18 protein-coding genes are annotated in these 17,029 nt (G+C 32.0%); 6 read left to right on the top strand and 12 right to left on the bottom strand.

Annotation, left to right across the window (positions count from 1 at the left end; translation table 11 throughout):
* Positions 1 to 6 precede the first annotated feature (6 nt).
* The gene (locus SB689_RS07825) at positions 7 to 588 is read left to right on the top strand and encodes a pentapeptide repeat-containing protein (protein WP_410691570.1); all 582 of its coding nucleotides are present in this window, start codon (positions 7 to 9) and stop codon (positions 586 to 588) included.
* A gap of 158 nt (positions 589 to 746) precedes the next feature.
* Here SB689_RS07825 and SB689_RS07820 read toward each other — a convergent pair whose 3' ends face one another.
* Together SB689_RS07820 and SB689_RS07815 are read right to left on the bottom strand one after the other, a co-directional pair.
* The gene (locus SB689_RS07820; RefSeq protein ID WP_410691569.1) at positions 747 to 1,457 is read right to left on the bottom strand and encodes a C40 family peptidase; all 711 of its coding nucleotides are present in this window, start codon (positions 1,455 to 1,457) and stop codon (positions 747 to 749) included.
* 335 nt (positions 1,458 to 1,792) lie between these two features.
* Entirely contained in the window at positions 1,793 to 3,988 is a 2,196-nt protein-coding gene (locus SB689_RS07815; protein ID WP_410691568.1) for a glutamine synthetase III, read from the bottom strand.
* A gap of 215 nt (positions 3,989 to 4,203) precedes the next feature.
* Here SB689_RS07815 and SB689_RS07810 point away from each other — a divergent pair, with 215 nt between their 5' ends.
* From SB689_RS07810 to SB689_RS07790, 5 genes are all read left to right on the top strand, one after another.
* Positions 4,204 to 5,892 (top strand): DUF6909 family protein, encoded by a 1,689-nt coding sequence (locus SB689_RS07810; RefSeq protein ID WP_410691567.1) that lies wholly within the window; start codon positions 4,204 to 4,206, stop codon positions 5,890 to 5,892.
* 224 nt (positions 5,893 to 6,116) lie between these two features.
* Positions 6,117 to 6,587, top strand: a complete 471-nt coding sequence (locus tag SB689_RS07805) for a DUF1572 domain-containing protein (RefSeq protein ID WP_410691566.1) — start codon at positions 6,117 to 6,119, stop codon at positions 6,585 to 6,587.
* Positions 6,588 to 6,807: 220 nt separating this feature from the next.
* Positions 6,808 to 8,649, top strand: coding sequence for a M1 family metallopeptidase (locus SB689_RS07800; protein ID WP_410691565.1), 1,842 nt, complete (start codon positions 6,808 to 6,810; stop codon positions 8,647 to 8,649).
* Positions 8,650 to 8,723: 74 nt separating this feature from the next.
* A complete protein-coding gene (locus SB689_RS07795) occupies positions 8,724 to 9,482 on the top strand; it encodes a type III pantothenate kinase (RefSeq protein ID WP_410691564.1) in 759 nt (252 codons plus the stop codon).
* Positions 9,483 to 10,016, top strand: coding sequence for a GNAT family N-acetyltransferase (locus tag SB689_RS07790; RefSeq protein ID WP_410691563.1), 534 nt, complete (start codon positions 9,483 to 9,485; stop codon positions 10,014 to 10,016).
* Here the strand turns inward: SB689_RS07790 and SB689_RS07785 are convergent.
* The 10 genes from SB689_RS07785 to SB689_RS07740 form a co-directional block, all read right to left on the bottom strand.
* Positions 10,013 to 10,444 carry a nucleoside deaminase gene (locus SB689_RS07785; RefSeq protein ID WP_410691562.1) on the bottom strand — a complete coding sequence of 144 codons (432 nt, stop codon included), beginning with the start codon at positions 10,442 to 10,444 and terminating at the stop codon, positions 10,013 to 10,015. The genes SB689_RS07790 and SB689_RS07785 overlap by 4 nt on opposite strands.
* Positions 10,445 to 11,041: an energy transducer TonB gene (locus SB689_RS07780; protein ID WP_410691561.1), complete on the bottom strand. Its 597-nt coding sequence runs from the start codon at positions 11,039 to 11,041 to the stop codon at positions 10,445 to 10,447.
* Between the two features lies 1 nt (position 11,042).
* Positions 11,043 to 11,588 (bottom strand): energy transducer TonB, encoded by a 546-nt coding sequence (locus tag SB689_RS07775; protein ID WP_410691560.1) that lies wholly within the window; start codon positions 11,586 to 11,588, stop codon positions 11,043 to 11,045.
* 132 nt (positions 11,589 to 11,720) lie between these two features.
* Entirely contained in the window at positions 11,721 to 12,641 is a 921-nt protein-coding gene (locus tag SB689_RS07770) for a helix-turn-helix transcriptional regulator (protein WP_410691559.1), read from the bottom strand.
* 104 nt (positions 12,642 to 12,745) lie between these two features.
* Positions 12,746 to 13,129 (bottom strand): hypothetical protein, encoded by a 384-nt coding sequence (locus SB689_RS07765; protein ID WP_410691558.1) that lies wholly within the window; start codon positions 13,127 to 13,129, stop codon positions 12,746 to 12,748.
* 48 nt (positions 13,130 to 13,177) lie between these two features.
* Positions 13,178 to 13,657 carry a hypothetical protein gene (locus SB689_RS07760; RefSeq protein WP_410691557.1) on the bottom strand — a complete coding sequence of 160 codons (480 nt, stop codon included), beginning with the start codon at positions 13,655 to 13,657 and terminating at the stop codon, positions 13,178 to 13,180.
* Between the two features lie 412 nt (positions 13,658 to 14,069).
* Entirely contained in the window at positions 14,070 to 14,762 is a 693-nt protein-coding gene (locus SB689_RS07755) for a hypothetical protein (protein ID WP_410691556.1), read from the bottom strand.
* A 40-nt stretch (positions 14,763 to 14,802) separates the two neighbouring features.
* Positions 14,803 to 15,207, bottom strand: a complete 405-nt coding sequence (locus SB689_RS07750) for a hypothetical protein (RefSeq protein WP_410691555.1) — start codon at positions 15,205 to 15,207, stop codon at positions 14,803 to 14,805.
* A gap of 192 nt (positions 15,208 to 15,399) precedes the next feature.
* The gene (locus SB689_RS07745; protein WP_410691554.1) at positions 15,400 to 15,879 is read right to left on the bottom strand and encodes a hypothetical protein; all 480 of its coding nucleotides are present in this window, start codon (positions 15,877 to 15,879) and stop codon (positions 15,400 to 15,402) included.
* A 364-nt stretch (positions 15,880 to 16,243) separates the two neighbouring features.
* Positions 16,244 to 16,843, bottom strand: a complete 600-nt coding sequence (locus SB689_RS07740; RefSeq protein WP_410691553.1) for a hypothetical protein — start codon at positions 16,841 to 16,843, stop codon at positions 16,244 to 16,246.
* Positions 16,844 to 17,029: the final 186 nt, after the last annotated feature.

The following is a 17,029-nucleotide window of genomic DNA, read 5'->3' as shown; positions in this document are numbered from 1 at the left end:
AGCTTTATGAAAGAAGCATACGTTCTTGACCAAAATTTCGAAAATACCGATTTTGGAAAATCTCCATTGGAAAAAGGCGAATATGAAAACTGCACTTTTCTCAATTGTAATTTTGAATACGCAAATCTCTCCGAATTTAAATTTACCGACTGTGAATTCATCGGATGCAATTTAAGTATGGCAAAGCTTTCAAACACAGCTTTTCGTGATGTAATTTTTAAAGGATGTAAAATGTTTGGGCTTCAGTTTAGTGATTGTAATGAATTTGGATTATCATTTAAGTTTGATGAATGCTCTCTTAATAATTCCACTTTCTATAAAACAACAATTAAAAAGACTTCTTTCAAAAATTCGAAATTAATTGAGGTTGATTTTGAAGAATGCGATCTTTCAAATTCAGTATTTACCAACTGTGATCTTGCTGGCGCTGTATTTGTGAATGCAAACCTTGAAAAAACAGATTTCAGGACTTCCATCAATTATTCCATAGATCCGAATATTAACAAGCTTAAAAAGGCTAAATTCTCCCTTTCTGAGGTGCATGGTCTATTATATAAGCTCGATATACAAATAGAAAGAAATAGCTAGTTTTAGAAGCTAGATACTAGAAATTAGAAGTTAGTATTAGGGATATTAAAATTTCCCTTCTCTGAAAGGATGGATTTCAAATCAACGAAAACCTCATCAACAATAAAAAAGCCATCAAAATTTTTGATGGCTTCATTATTTAAATCAATTATTTAAAATTAAAAACTTGTTGCGGCTGTTGCTGTTGTTGCAGCTAGGTTGTTGTAAGCTTCTCCGTTTTCGTTGATCACTCTTTTTGCGAATCTAAATTTAGGTCCCCAATAAGAATCATTAAGAGAAGAAATCATAACACCTTTTGAAGTGGCTGCATGGATGAATTTGATTTCACCTTCTTCAGAAACACTTTCTACAATACCTACGTGAGAAATTCTTCTACCGTGAGAAAAGAAAATCAAATCTCCTTTCTGTAGATTCTCTTTCTCAATTTTTTCTCCTTCCTGAGCCTGAGAAGCTGCTACTCTTGGTAAGCTAAGCCCTGCTGCTGCTCCGAATACAGAAAGCACAAAAGCTGAACAATCTATACCGTTTCTCGTCATTCCTCCGTATCTGTAAGGAGTTCCTAGGTATGTTTCAGCTTCCGTTAGGATATTGTCTATTGTTTTGTTGTATTTTACTACTTTAGCAATGCCTGCATTTTTAATAGAATTTTTTGCATTTGCTATAGATGCCGCTTTTTCTGCTAGAAAAGAGTTAATAAGTCTTTGCTTATCCTGCTCCATTTTGTTTGTATCTAGTGAAGCTAGTTTGGCATCTGTTTTGTATTCTTTAGAGTAAGTTGCTGGTTTTGAAACTACATAATTTGTAACGCAAGATTGTAGTGAGACTGTAGAAACTAAAGCTACTAAATAAGACAAAACTCTTTTCTTCATATACATATTTATTACCGTGTTAAAGGGATATTTATTTCAAAAGCCTTACAAAAGTAGAGATTCCGAGTAAAACGAGCCCGATATGATTATTATCAGGTTCTGTATTTAACATATTTTAACATATACTTTAAGTATGTTAAAGAAAAACAAACCGCTACGTCCCATTTTTGGTGAATGAGCGGTTTTTTTTATTATGATTCTTTAACATAATAATTGATATTTCCTCTATTAATCATAGTTGAGTTTTTAAAGCGCCAATTTTCAGACTGTTAATAAATCAAAAAAACTCCCCGGAAAAAACCGAGGAGTTTAACTAATATGGAACTTTACAGATGTTATCTTGTAAATAACATTTCTCTATATTTCGTCATTGGCCAAAGCTCATCATCAACCATCATTTCAAGATCATCAGAAGCTTCTCTGATCGGATCAAATAACGGAATTACATTCGTGCAGTATACTTCTGCTTGCTTTTGGCTGTCAGACGTTGCTTTTGCAGCTTCTCTCGCTTTCATAAGATCCTCAACACCTAATTTGATTTTAGAAATGTTTTCAGAAATCTGAGTAATTAAACTCATTTGTTCTTTTGCTAATTTTTTGAACTCTTTGTCTTCAAAAATTTCTTTAAGACCTTTTACATTCTCAATTAATCTGTTTTGATAATTTAAAGCGGAAGGAATGATGTGGTTTCTTGCGATATCGCTTAAAACTCTTGCTTCAATATCAATAACTGTAGAATATTTTTCTAATTTGATCTCGTTTCTTGCTTCAACTTCTCTGTGAGTGAAAATTCCCATTTCCTCATAAAGATCTACAAACTTCTGATCCATTTCTTGCTTTAAAGCTTCAGGAGTAGTTTTTAAGTTGTTAAGACCTCTTTTCTCAGCTTCTTTTGCCCAGTCGTCAGAGTATCCGTCACCTTCAAACATAATGTTTTTAGATTGCTTGATGTATTCTCTTAGTACGTTGAAAATAGCTTCGTCTTTCTTCAATCCTGTTTCAATTAGAGCATCAACTTCTTTTTTGAAGTCGTTTAATTGTTTTGCAGCAATTGTGTTCATTACCGTCATAGATTCTGCGCAGTTTGCAGAAGAACCTACCGCTCTGATCTCAAATTTATTTCCTGTAAATGCAAATGGAGACGTTCTGTTTCTGTCAGTGTTATCTAATAGAATTTCAGGAATTTTTCCAACTACATTTAGCTTTAGATCTGTTTTTTCGTCCGGAGAAAGTTTTCCTTCAGTTACTTTTTCCAATTCTTCTAACACTCTGAACAACTGACTTCCGATAAATACAGAAATAATTGCCGGTGGAGCTTCGTTTGCACCTAATCTGTGGTCATTGCTTGCAGAAGCGATACTTGCTCTTAAAAGATCAGCATATTCGTGAACAGCTTTAATAGCATTAACGAAGAATGTTAAGAACTGTAAGTTTTTCTTAGGGTTTTTTCCTGGGCTTAATAGGTTTTCACCTGTATCAGTAGCTAAAGACCAGTTGTTGTGCTTTCCACTTCCGTTTACTCCTGCGAATGGCTTTTCGTGGAATAAAATATGGAAATGGTGTCTGTGAGCAATTCTTGCCATAACATCCATCAACAAAGAGTTGTGGTCTACTGCAACGTTTACTTCCTCAAACATCGGAGCCAGTTCAAATTGGTTTGGAGCCACCTCATTGTGTCTTGTTGTTACAGGAATACCCAATTTCATACATTCGATCTCCAATTCTTTCATGAAGTTCATTACTCTTGTAGGAATTGAACCGAAATAATGGTCATCTAACTGCTGTCCTTTTGCAGGAGAGTGTCCTAATAAAGTTTTCCCAGTTAATACCAAGTCAGGACGAGATTGGTATAATGCAGAGTCAACCAAGAAATATTCTTGCTCCCAACCTAAAGTAGGAGTTACTTTTGTTACATTTTTGTCGAAATACTGCATTACGTTTGTTGCAGCTTCATCCACAGCATTCAAAGCTCTTAAAAGAGGTGCTTTATAATCTAAAGTTTCTCCTGTGTAAGAGATGAAGATTGAAGGAATGCAAAGTGTAGTTCCCATAATAAAAGCAGGAGATGTAGGATCCCAAGCAGTATATCCTCTAGCTTCGAAAGTGTTTCTGATTCCTCCGTTCGGGAAAGAAGATGCATCAGGCTCTTGCTGGATCAACATTCCGCCGCTGAATCTTTCGATCGCTCTACCACCTTCAATTGGTGTGAAGAATGAATCGTGCTTTTCTGCAGTACTTCCTGTTAAAGGCTGAAACCAGTGCGTGTAATGTGTTACTCCTTTGCTCATTGCCCAATCTTTCATAGCTACTGCTACCTGATCTGCAATTAATCTCTGGATTTTACTTCCTTTTTTAATAGCATCCATAATAGATTGGAATGCTTCTTTTGTTAAATATTCTCTCATTGTGTTTTCAGAGAATACATTTTCACAAAATAATTCTGACAATTTCGCAGGAATTTCTACTGAATTATCTTTTCTAAAGTCCTTGAATGGTAATGTTTCTAATGCTTTAAATCTTAAAGTTGACATATTAAGGTTGTATTTTGTGGGGCAAATTTACAAAAAAAATAGATTGAAAATATTTTTACCCTTATTTTTTTAGGGGTGTCTGTGAAATTTATAAAAATTTAAACAATAATTTAATTTTTAAACCTCATCAAATCCTTATTATGTTAAGTCGTTTGTTAAAAGATACTTAAAATAAGTTGAGGGGAGATTTCGTATATTTGTGTGAAATTTATTTTATGACAAATTCTAGAGCAAGAGAAACAACAGAGGCAATTGAAAGACTATACATCTCTATGAGACATTTATTTTATAGAGGATTTTTCAAGCCGGCAGGTGTTTCTGGAGAAAGTATTAGAAGTTTGTTGAAAACAATCAATCCTGAAATTTATGGTACCATGAATGTTCCAAACAAATTGGAGCTAGATGGTTTGATGTATGTTTTAGACAGACTTCCGGAGGGAATTGAGGAATGTGCTTTTATTCATCTTACATCAGATGAGGGTTTTGATAAAGGAAGTTTCGAACCAATTGTACCTAAAAAGAGAAGAAGAAACTGTTACAGAATAGACGAACACCAGATGAATATCGAAGTTCTTTTGGGACGTTCTGAAATCTATGACATTCTTACTCACTTAACCTTCTTATTTATAGAAGCGGACAAGATCCGTAATCTGGCGTTCATTCAGGACGAAAACTGGAAGCCGACACGTGCTTTCAAAATTATCGAAGAAGTAGTAAAAGGCGAAAAACAATTCAGCAGAAGAGAAAAAGAGGTTGCTCTTATTCACTTATCTTCTTTAATAGGAAGAACTTTTGATGAAACGTTGAGAGCTTACAATACTTTCGGAGACGATAGTAATCCAGATCGTTTGTTTAAGATCATTTACAACTTAGGAAAAGTAAGTTTGGAAGATGCTAAACAAAGCAGAGAAAGAGAAATTCATTTCAGTGCTATATTAAAGGAAAGAGTAGGTCACCATTATTTTGGAGAAAAATGGGCCAACAAAGTGAAAGAAGTTTTATTTGAAAATGATCTTCACATGCGTCCGTTACATATTATTTCTGCGAACATGCACTCAGTTAAAAACATGCTGTATGGAAATGATGCTCTGAAGAAAAAAGATCACAAAGAAGTAGACTATAAAATGTACGGAGATATTTCCGACAAGAAAGATCTTCGTGATAAAGTTTCAAAATATGCATTAGACCAAGGTTTAATTTATATTGATGATAAAAGTGGAAGTAATATTGATGTTCAGATCATTGATTTAAGCAAAACAGAACTTAAAAACACACCGTTCGGTCATATTAAATATGGAGGAGACGATGTAATTATGGTTTTTGATTATGCTTTCGGAGAACAGGCTTTTGAGGTGATGGATGAGTTATTAAGACCTTTTGAACAAAAAGGAGAGGTTTATATGATGAAAGTTAAATCTGTTTCCATCATGGGTAAAGCTGGAATTTTAGAAGGTGCAAAAGGAGACATCATGATTCCAACTTCTCATATTTTTGAAGGTACAGCAGATAACTATCCTTTTGAAAATGCTTTAAAACTGGATGATTTTAAAGATGATGAATTAAAAGCTTTTGAAGGAACGATGATCACTGTTTTAGGAACATCACTTCAAAACAGAGATATCTTGTCATATTTCATGCATACTTCTTGGAAAGCAATCGGGCTGGAAATGGAAGGAGCACATTATCAAAAAGCAATTCAGGTGGCGTCAAAAATCAGACATCACATTGCACCAGATCTTTTTGTTTGCTATGCTTACTATGCTTCGGATAATCCTTTGGAAACGGGAAGTACATTATCTTCAGGAGGTTTAGGACTTACAGGGGTAAAACCAACGTATCTGATTACATTGAAAATTTTAGAAAAGATTTTAGAAAGCGGAAAGAAATTACCTGCTAAAAAATAATTTTGATTTCTAAATTATATATAAACCTCGAGTGTTCTGCATTTGAGGTTTTTTGTTTCTTTTACTAACCACAGATTTGCACAAATTTTCACAGATGATTGCGCATAAGATCTGTGTAAATCCGTGAAAATCTGTGGTCAAAATAATATCAAATAACATAATTTAGAAAGATCAGCGAGACATAAAAAAGTTTAAATTAATTATCTTTAAAAAAATTAAAAATAATGAGCTCAGTTTCACAATTATCAAAAAGATTCAGAGAAGTTTTGCTTGATGGTTTCTGGATTGCAAATACCAATTTTAAAGATCAGCTTAAAAATGTAACCTGGGAACAGGCCATAACAAAAGTGAGTTCTTTGAATACTATTGCAATGCTTACTTTTCATATTCATTATTATATTGCAGGACTTATTAATGTGTTTGAAGGTGGTGATCTCGAAATTAAAGATAAATACAGTTTCGATTTCCCTCCAATTGAATCTCAGGAGGAGTGGGAAGAATTATTAAATCAATTATGGATCGATTCTGAAAAGTTTGCAATATTATTAGAACAAATGCTTGATTCTAAAATGGATGAAGTTTTTGTTGATGAGAAATATGGAACTTATCTTCGAAATATTGATGGAATGATTGAACATTCTTATTATCATTTGGGGCAGATTACTTTGATTAAAAAGCTTTTGAAAGATATATAAGCTTTATTTTTAAACACAAGTAACACTAATTTTCTCCCGAATAACACGAATATTATTTGTGTTTAAAATTGTGAATTCATTTGTGATATTCGTGTTTAAGTATTTAACAAATCCAATTAAAATTCATCTAAAACTAGATCAAACAGAATAAAACCTCAGCATAACTCCATTTTTTAGGTCTTATTTTAATTACTTATCTTTAAAAAAAATAAAATTTTAAATGAAAAAATCGGTTGCAATCCTATTTGCATTTATCATTTCTCAATTTCAGGCGCAGCAGACGCCTTACTATCAGCAGGCTGCGAAGTACAAGATGGATATTGATGTTAATGCGGAAAAATTTACTTATCAGGGAAATCAAAATTTAGAATATACCAACAACTCTCCGGACGAATTGAACGTGGTGTATTTCCATTTATACTGGAATGCCTTTAAACCTAATTCAATGATGGATCAAAGAGTGGCAAGCCAGGGTAAAAATGGGGATTCAAGATTGCAAAAAGATGGTATTTCAAGATTGGCTTCTATTCCAAAAAATGAAGAAGGAGCTCAAAATATTCACTGGATCAAACAAAACGGACAAAACCTGAAGTTTGAAATTCAGGAAACGATCATGAAGGTATATTTGGAAGAACCTATCAAGCCAAATTCTACAACCAATTTCACAATGGAATGGGATGCTGTTATACCTCAGCAAATCAGAAGAAGCGGAAGAAATAACAAAGAAGGCGTTGATATGACCATGACGCAATGGTATCCTAAAATTTCAGAGTACGATTATGATGGATGGGCTACTTTCGATTATTTGGGAAGAGAATTTCATGCACCGTTCTCGGACTTTGATGTTACGATTAAAATCAATAAAGATTATGTAGTTGGAGCAGGGGGAATCCTTGAAAATCCGACAGAAGTTAAAGGTTACGATGCCAATGCAAAAATCAAAACCGAAAAAGATAAAAAAGCAACTTGGAGATGGACAGCCAAAAATATGCTGGATTTCGCTTGGAGTGCAGACAGAGATTATGTTGTAAAGAGTTTTGATGTTCCGGAAGGTCCAAAAGTTTTCTTGGTTTATCAAAACAATGACAAAACAAAAGCTTGGGAAGAAGCTCCGGCTTATCTTACAAAATATTTCCAGATCATGAATGCTCATTTCGGGAAGTATGTTTATCCGACTTACGCCTTTATTCAAGGTGGAGATGGCGGAATGGAGTACGGAATGTGTACAATGATCTTAGGTGAAGCTAAAAATATTAAAGATTTAATGGGATTAATGGCTCATGAAGGATCTCATTCTTGGTATCAGCAGATGTTGGCGACCAACGAGTCTATGCGACCATGGATGGATGAAGGATTTACAAGCTATGCAGAAGGGTACACGATGTATCAGTTATTTCCAGAAGAATTGCCAAATCCTTTTGCTAAAACATTGGATGCTTACAGAAAATTCCTTCAAAAGAAGATTGAAGAACCTGCAGTTTGGCTAGGAGATCACCATGATAATGGAACTTCTTATACCTATTCTACCTACGTGAAAGGAGAATTATATTTGGTCGAACTAGGCTATATCATCGGTGAGCAAAATTTAGCCGAAACCTTGAAACAATACTACGATCAGTGGAGCATGAAACATCCTACGGACAGAGATTTTCTTCATATTGCTCAGAAAGTTTCAGGGATGGATTTGAAATGGTTCCATCATTACTGGATTAACACCATAAAAACGATCGATTACGGAATTAAGGATGTAAAATACGATGCAAAATCTACAACGATCACTTTGGTTAATAACGGACAGGTTCCCATGCCGATTGATTTCAGTGTAATGACTACGGATAAAAAGATTGTTACTTACCAGATTCCAACAAATCTTACCCACACTTGGAAGTCAAAAGATGCTTATGGGGATTTTAAAACGGTAGCGTATTGGCCTTTTACACAGAAAGAATATACGTTAACGGTTCCGTACACAAAGTCTCAATTATCTGTTCTGGGAATAGATTTCAGTCAGAGAATTGCAGATGTGAATATGGAGGATAACTTTTTAGAAGTGAAACAGTAGAAAATAAAATATATAAAGGAGTGTTGGAAAATACTCCTTTTATTTTTTATAAATTTGAAATTATTTTTAAATAAATGAATTCAATCGTAATCAACGTAGGAAACAGCAATATCAGATTTGGTCTTTTTGATGATGACAATTGTGATATTTCGTGGGTGATCAATACAAAACCTTACAGAACGGCAGACGAACTTTACGTTCAGATGTTGATGTTGTATCAGACCTATAAAGTAGAGCCAAAAGACATCACTAAAGTTATTATAGGATCTGTGGTTCCTCAGCTTACTAAAGTGGTGAGTTCGGCGATAAAAAAAATCCACGGAATTCTTCCCGTGATTGTTGACAGAAGTACGCCTTCAGGAGTTGTGGCAAAATCTAAGCAGATGGGAACTGATATTTATGCCAATCTTGTCGCTGCGCATAATTTGTATCCGGACAGAAAGAAAATCATTATAGATTTTGGAACGGCTCTTACTGCAAGTTGCGTTACGGAGACAGGCGAAACTTTGGGCGTAATTATCGCTCCGGGAATTATTACAGCATTGAATTCTTTAATCAGTCAAACTGCCCAGCTTCCTGAAATTGAATTAAAAAAGCCAAAAACCGTTTTAGGATTGGATACTGTGACCTGCATGCAAAGCGGAATGGTTTACGGATTTTTAGGAATGGTAGAAGGTTTTATCGACCGAATTAATGATGAGGTGAATGACGATTGTTTTGTGATCGCAACGGGTGGTGTTTCGCACGTCTATAAGCCTTTAACGAACAAAATACACATTACAGACAGGCTTCATACCTTGAAAGGATTATACTTTTTAGGAAAAGATTTATAAATGAAAGAATTTCCAAGAATAGAAACAGAACGACTGATTCTCTCTCAATTGAAAGAGGAAGATCTTCCTTTGGTGGTTGAATATCTCCAATCGAAAATTTTTTCTGATCTTACCTCAAATATTCCTTCTCCATATACTGTAGATGATGCTAAATTTTGGTTGAATAATTCTCAACAGGCTTTCGAAAGCGGATCAGGATTTACTTTCGCGATTCGAAATCAAAACGATCAAATTATTGGAGCAATTGGACTTCATGATAGGGGAGACGACAAGGCAGAACTCGGATATTGGCTGGGCGCTTCGTTTTGGAATAAAGGCTACATCACAGAAGCTGCAAAAGCGATTATCGATTTTGGATTTAATGAATTGAATTTAAACAAGATCTACGCTACCCATTTACTACACAATCCAGCATCAGGAAAGGTCTTGGAAAAAATAGGAATGGAAAAAGAAGCCTTATTGAAACAACATTTAAAGAAAAACGGAGAATATTTTGATATTCCGATGTATTCTGTTTTTAAAAATAAAGATTAACGCTTAGATTTAAAAAATTCCTTAACGATTGAAGAGCACTCGTTTTCCATAACGCCAACAACCATTTCTGTTTTTGGATGAAGCGAAAGATGTTTGTTGATAAATCCTCTCTGCTCATCTCTGGCACCAATCACAACTTTTGAAATCTGCGACCAGGAAAGGGCTCCCGAACACATCACGCAAGGTTCCAGCGTCACATAAAGGGTACAGTTTTTTAAATATTTTCCACCAAGAAAGTTCGCTGCTGAGGTTATTGCCTGCATCTCGGCATGAGCTGTAACGTCATTTAAAGTTTCTGTAAGATTATGCGCTCTCGCAATCACTCGATTATTAGAAACTATAACACATCCGATAGGAACCTCATCTTTTTCCAATGCAATTTCAGCTTCCTGAAAAGCTATTTTCATGTAATATTCGTCGGTAAACATTTACTCGAAATTTAAAGTTAGGGGAAGAGAGAACCTATATCTTACAGGATATCCGTTTAATCTTGCTGGTATCCATTTTTCTTGTGTAAGGTATATAGCAAGAATAGCATATTTACTAAAATCTTCATTATCACTAATGGCTTTCACATCTTGAATACTTCCATCAGTTTCAATAATAAATGAAATTTTACAAGCTATAATTCCTTTAGCATTAATTTCATCACCTAAAAAATTAGCCATAAATTCTTTTTTGAAAAATTCAGAGCCTTTTGGATGTACTGCTATAATTTCGCCAATTTCATTTTTAATAATTTTACTAGAATCTAAAGGGATAATACTGGGTTTTATCTTGGATATTTCGTTTAAGTAATCTCTATTTCTATTAAAATCTAAATCTCGTAATTCCTTAGTCTTTTTACTGAAAAGTATTGATTTTTCTTGTCTAGAAATATTGTGAGATATATTTTTATTGTATTCTTCTTCAGTATTTTTAATTGCATTTTCATACTTTTCTTTAATAGCTTTAAGACTTTCTGTTTGTTGTGAAAAGTAAAAATTTAAAATAAAAAGGGAAATAATCGTACAATAGTTCTTCATATTATTCGATATTTAAAGTTAGAGGAAGTTTAAAACGAAATCTTACGGCATCCCCATTAATTGTTGCAGGCGAAAACTTCGACGAAATAGAATATAAAGCGATCTCGGCCTGTCTGTTGAAGGTGAAATTATCACCCTGAGCCTGAACATTGCTAATACTTCCATCTTTTTCAACAATAAAAGCAACATTGGTTTTAATTATTTTTAAATCTGAATGAACGCCTTCTGAATAAAAAAGATCAACCACTTCCTTTCTTAAAGCATCAACTCCGCCCGGATAAGCTGCTGTTTTATCTGTCGTTGCTTTGAGTTCGGAAGGATCTTGAGGATTGGTATTTTTCTTTTGAATTCTGGCAAGATCTTCAATGTTTTTCACTTTTAATAAAGCTCCGATTAAGGCTACATTTTCAATACTGTCCATTTTCTTCATGAAAAAACGGAAGTCATTTTTTATGGCAGATTTGTTAAATACATTGGTTTCTGCATCGAATTTTTTCTTAAACTCGGTTCCCAACATGCTTCGGTGATTGTTGTAATAGCTCTTCACTTGTTTAAAATCCTCCGTCTGTTGCGAAAAACAAAAGGAAGAAATGAGGCAAAACAGGTAAAGAAATAATGCTTTCAAATTGATATATTTATGTAAAAATAATCAAAAAAAGATTAAAAATAATAAATATTTTTAGAGCTCTGAGTATCTGTTTAAAGACTCCTGCAAATGATTGCGTATGTCATCAACTAAGGTTTTAGGTTCCAAAACAGTAACTTCTTTTCCGTAAGACAGAATTTCCTGCATAAAGTCGTAAGTTGGGTGTAAGAAAAACTCAAAAAAAGTTTCTTCAAGGGTTGCTTTTGTCTCTTGCTGTGACTGGTGAAGCGGAAAACTTTTAATATATTCTCCCTGATGTTTAGTACATTTAAGAACAATTTTCTGAGGATTTTGCTCCGTTAAATTCATCACTCCGAAAGCATTTTTAAAATGTTCTCTGAAATTATAACTATACTTTTCACGGAATTTATTTTTATCAACATCGAGATAATTAATTCTGTCTAAACCGAAAGATTTCAACGCCTTATCCTTGGTGTCGATCGCGATGAGATACCATCTGTCTTTGGATTCTTTCAAGGCCAAAGGATGAACTTTTCGGGAAGTCATCAGTTTATTTTTGTAATTGTAATGCTCAAAAGTCACGACTCTTTTATTACGAATGGCAAAGAAAAGATCATAAAAATGTTCTACTCCGGTCGGCTTTCGAGATTCAAAAAAGATGAAATTGGAAAAATCCGGATGAAGATTCAGCGCGTTACTTACCTGAAAAGATTCTAATAATTTTTGGTTGTATTCATCCACTTCCATGATCGGTCGGCTCTCAATATAATATCGATTGTCACCTTTCTTTTTGTTATGAATAGAAAGGTTGAAAAGACCTAAAATCTCACGAATATCCCTCTGCAAGGTACGGATAGAGTAGCTCTTAATATCCGCATCCTGAAATTCAAAAGAGTTTAAAAGATAGTCCTCCAGCTGCGAATACGTCGCCGGAGAACTCTCTAATCTTTTTATAATTAAGGCATATCTTGTCAGGTAAAAGTCTTTTTTCATGGATGAATTTTATAAGACAAATATATGGGGTTAATGCGACAAAAGGTGTCGTGTTTTATTTTTTTGTGGGAAGTTTTGAAGATTTATTTGATTAATAAATTCAATTATTCTTTAACATTATTTGGGTCTTCTCCTGTAATTATACAAACTTTTTCTAAAAGTTCAGGTGCGAAAAAATGACTTGATATCTTACTGCCTTCTTTGTCATATTCTGCAAAATATACGTTAGTTGCACCATACTGTAAACTTTCATTTTCTACCCTTCCGTTATCGTAATATTCTATTACCCAACCCATATCTTCTCCTTCTACATATTCAGTTTCTCCAGACAATTGACCATTTTCAAAATATCCATGAATCATAAAGCCTGTAAATGGTTTACCCAAATAATTATAATATACACCTCCAGTATAAATATTCATATCTTTTTCTTCCAAATCTTCAACATCTATTCTTTCCTTTTCTGGTCTTCTATTACTTAAAGTCATCTTTTTATTTGAATTTTGTTACAAATAAGAGAGTTGTAAAATTGGTTATCAATTGATGAAATTGTCTTCCTCAATAGATCTATCAACACAGATGTTAATGAAGTTGGAGAGTTTACCAGTAGGGCTTTCTTCTATGAAATTAGTATCATTATCCCAGTAAGATTCATGCGCAAAACAATTATATTTAATTGGATCTTCAGAAAGTTCATCTAGATATATAAAACTAAATTGTGTGCATGCATCTAATTGCGATATTACAAAAAAGGGTCTTTCAATACTTTTCCCACATTCATTTAATTCCTTTTTTGCAGTTTCTTGCATCCAATCATATCCGAGTCCTGTATCAATATCGCTTAAATTAGATTGGCGACCAGCTATATAAAGATATTCTCTAAGTGACTTAGGAAATTCTTTATTAGTATTATATTTCTGTTCTAAAATTTTTATTTCATCTATAGCTAATCCTTCATTAGACCAATTTCGTAGGGTAGGATTTTTCAACATTTTTTGTAAGAATATTATTTCCATAGTTTATTTATTTAAAAAGTTTTCTAAGTCACTTGTACCGGCTAAATGATCGACTGATTTTATTCTGATTTTAATTTTATCATCCCGCTCCGCAAAGTCTCCCGACTTTGAGGCTTTTGGTTTTGTTACGGATTTTCTTTACAATAGTAGTACAAGTTATAAGATTTGTTTCTCCTGACCTCTGATAATATAGTGTTATTTCGTTTCTTTCAAATATAAAGAAATTGTTTTTCTTGCTTAAAGTCAAAAGACTATGTAAAATGATGATCTATTTTTCTTTCATTAAAGTAACAAAATTAAAAACCGCAAAGTCAGGAGACTTTGCGGAGCGGAGAAACAATATTAATTATGACTAATATAATTAAAAATCAATTTAAAGTAGTTCAAGTTACTTAAGATGAATAGGTTAGATTTAAGATTCTGGTTTTATTTCTAATGTTACATCTACTATTTTTATATAATAATCAGGTAAGTTTTCTTTTCCAAGTACTAAAACTCTGTAATAAGATTCTGAAGAAATTTTTCCCTCATGATTTACTCTTCTTGCGATAGCCTGCCTTGTGTCATAAATATCTATCCCTTTTTCTTTTAATAAAAATTCACGAATATCGGCAAAAGTATGTTTGAATAATTTCTCATGATCAGTTGTGACAATTGCTTTTCCATTTTCATCATATTCATAACTTTTTTCTACCCCATCAATTTTAATTGACTTCCCCCAATATATTAATCTACCTTTATAATCATACCTTTTCTGAATGGTAAAAGGGCTCCATTTTTTTGTGATATCCTCTACATAATATTGAGAGTTTAGTTTGTCTTTGTCAGGATAAGTTGTTACCTGACGAATAATTACTCCATTGTCTGATTCTTGTGTATATTCATATGAAAATCCAGATTTTTTGAAATTTTCTTTATTTCTTTCCTGTTTATATGAATTTTCTTCGAACATTTTAATGCTAAAGCAACATGTACTGTCGTTTTGATTTATGGTTTCTGTAGTTGTTGCGTTAAGTGATCTTTTGTCTGGGCTTTTCGTCTGTATATGACATGAACTCATCAAAAGGCAGAAAATAGCTAATAAAATGGAATGGAATGTTCTCATATTATAGATTTTTTAAAATATTTTTTTTTAACTAATGAAATTAACTTTTCTTTCTTTGAATACAATTTTTCATTTCATAATTCGAAATATCAAGTGTATCAGCCTTTTCGATAATGGTTAAAGGACAAACTTCATCAGTACCATTATGCTGATGACCTATTCTAAATGCATTATTGATTTTAAGACTTTCATTGCTGCCTTTAAAAATGATAGAATCAGTATATACTGTATTAAATTGTTGAATAATTTCTAGAGAAATAACGTTGTTTTTATTTTTTGTATAATTAATTAATAGAGGAATTTTGTTTGCTACTTTTTTTGTCTTTATGATAACTTTCTTTTTATTTGCATTTTTTAATAAAATATCAAAATATAAAAAGTCGTTCGCTTTGTGCTTATCCCAATTATCTTTTGTAATATTTATTTGACCGCTTTCCAAAATCATTAAACTCAATCTTGAAATTAGGATAGTCTTTATGATGATCGATTTTATGATTTTCTTTACATGAAAAAATGGAAAACATAATTAATAAAATTAAACTTATTTTTTTCATTGCTTTCTTTGGAATTTTAGTAAAGATTCATCGTGTTGATAAATCTATTATAAGTTAAATTAAAGTGTCAGAAAAACTGTATTTTATTTTATGGGATAAGAATTGCGAATTAGAACTCCTTTATAGAAGGTTCCATAAGCACTGAATATAGTATCTTTATTTTTACTAAACTTTACATTTTCTTTTTTATCTAAAATATTAAGATAATTATTAGTTAAATTTTGAGGAACAAAATAAATAAATTCTTTATCTTCAAAATAATTATTATTTATTTTTCTAAAAGACTGTGTATCAACGATTTCTTTTAAATCAACCTCTTTGCTCAAAGAATAAATATTAACTGTACTATAAAATTCAAAATAATTATTATCATGCAATCTTTTTTGCAATTTAGGATGTCTATCAATAGATTTTGCCCTGAAATAGATTTCATTTTTATCTTTATTAATAAAGATTAAGCTATCTTTATTTGTTTCACAAGTTTGACATTCTTTTAAATTTTTTTCACAGGAAATAATTGAAAATAGAATCATTAATAAAATTAATTTCTTTGAATTTTCCATATTGATGATGTTGTTTTAGTTAATGTTTGGTTATTACTATTTATGTAAAAATTTAGATATGTCCAGCTGGATCGATTTTTAAATCCACTCCGCAGAGTCTATTGACTTTGAAGCTTTTATGCCTTAATCTTAGTTGTTGTCAAGGATTTTATTTATAATAGAAGTAAAGTGATAATATTTGTTTCTGCTGACCTTTGATAGTATAGTCTTATTTCGTTTTTTTCAAATATAAAGAAATTGTTTTCCTTGATTAAAATAAGAAGACTGTGTAAAGTGATTATCTATTTTTTTTATTAAAGTAACAGAATTAAAAACCGCAAAGTCAGAAGACTTTGCGGAGCGGTAGAAGTAAGAGAATCTGCCTTTATTTGTAGAAATTTCTGTTGTCTCCATATTGTATTGTAGATAAAGTATCATTTATATTGTAATATATATTTGATACACTTTCTCTTTTTGTTGCAAAAATCTTACAAAAAAGCGAATTTTTAGTTAACAAGATATCAGCATATGGGATTCCGTTTATATCTTTTTTTTCTTTAATTAGTTTATATGGTATCTTTTTTTTCTTTAAATAATTATAAACATCGTTTAAAGTCTCAAACTTTTCTTTATAATTATTACCAAAATAAGCAATCCTCATCTTTATTTTTTTACCATCTGCATAATATATAATATATTTATTATTTAATTTTTTATTAAAATATTCATTATCTTTTGTAAAAATATTTGTAGGAATGTTATTATTAGAAATTGAAGGTTTTACATTGGTGTAATATCCATTAATATGAAAAGATTTATTTTTATGAGATATTGAATCATTTGATAAATAGATATTTTTATTAATAGTATAAAAATATAAATCCATATTCTGAGGATTTATATTATCATCTACAAAATCTAAATCTTTTGAGGTTTTGCAAGACATTATAAAAAATAAGATGCCAAAAATTAAAACTTTTCTCATAGGGAATAAATATAAAACTAACTAATTTTTATTACAATATCGTCATATGATTCCCATAAATTATAAGAATCATAAGTTTCAAAACCAGTTTGCACTTGTTTTTTATATCCATTTCCGAAATCTTTTATTTCATAATCATAAAAAAAAGCAGAGAAACTATCAAGTAATCCATTTCTTCTTGTACCA

It is taken from the genome of Chryseobacterium sp. SIMBA_038 (genome assembly GCF_046535115.1).
Classification (GTDB): domain Bacteria; phylum Bacteroidota; class Bacteroidia; order Flavobacteriales; family Weeksellaceae; genus Chryseobacterium.
Note: the sequence above shows the minus strand (reverse complement) of the source record. Positions and strands in the feature narration are given on the sequence as shown.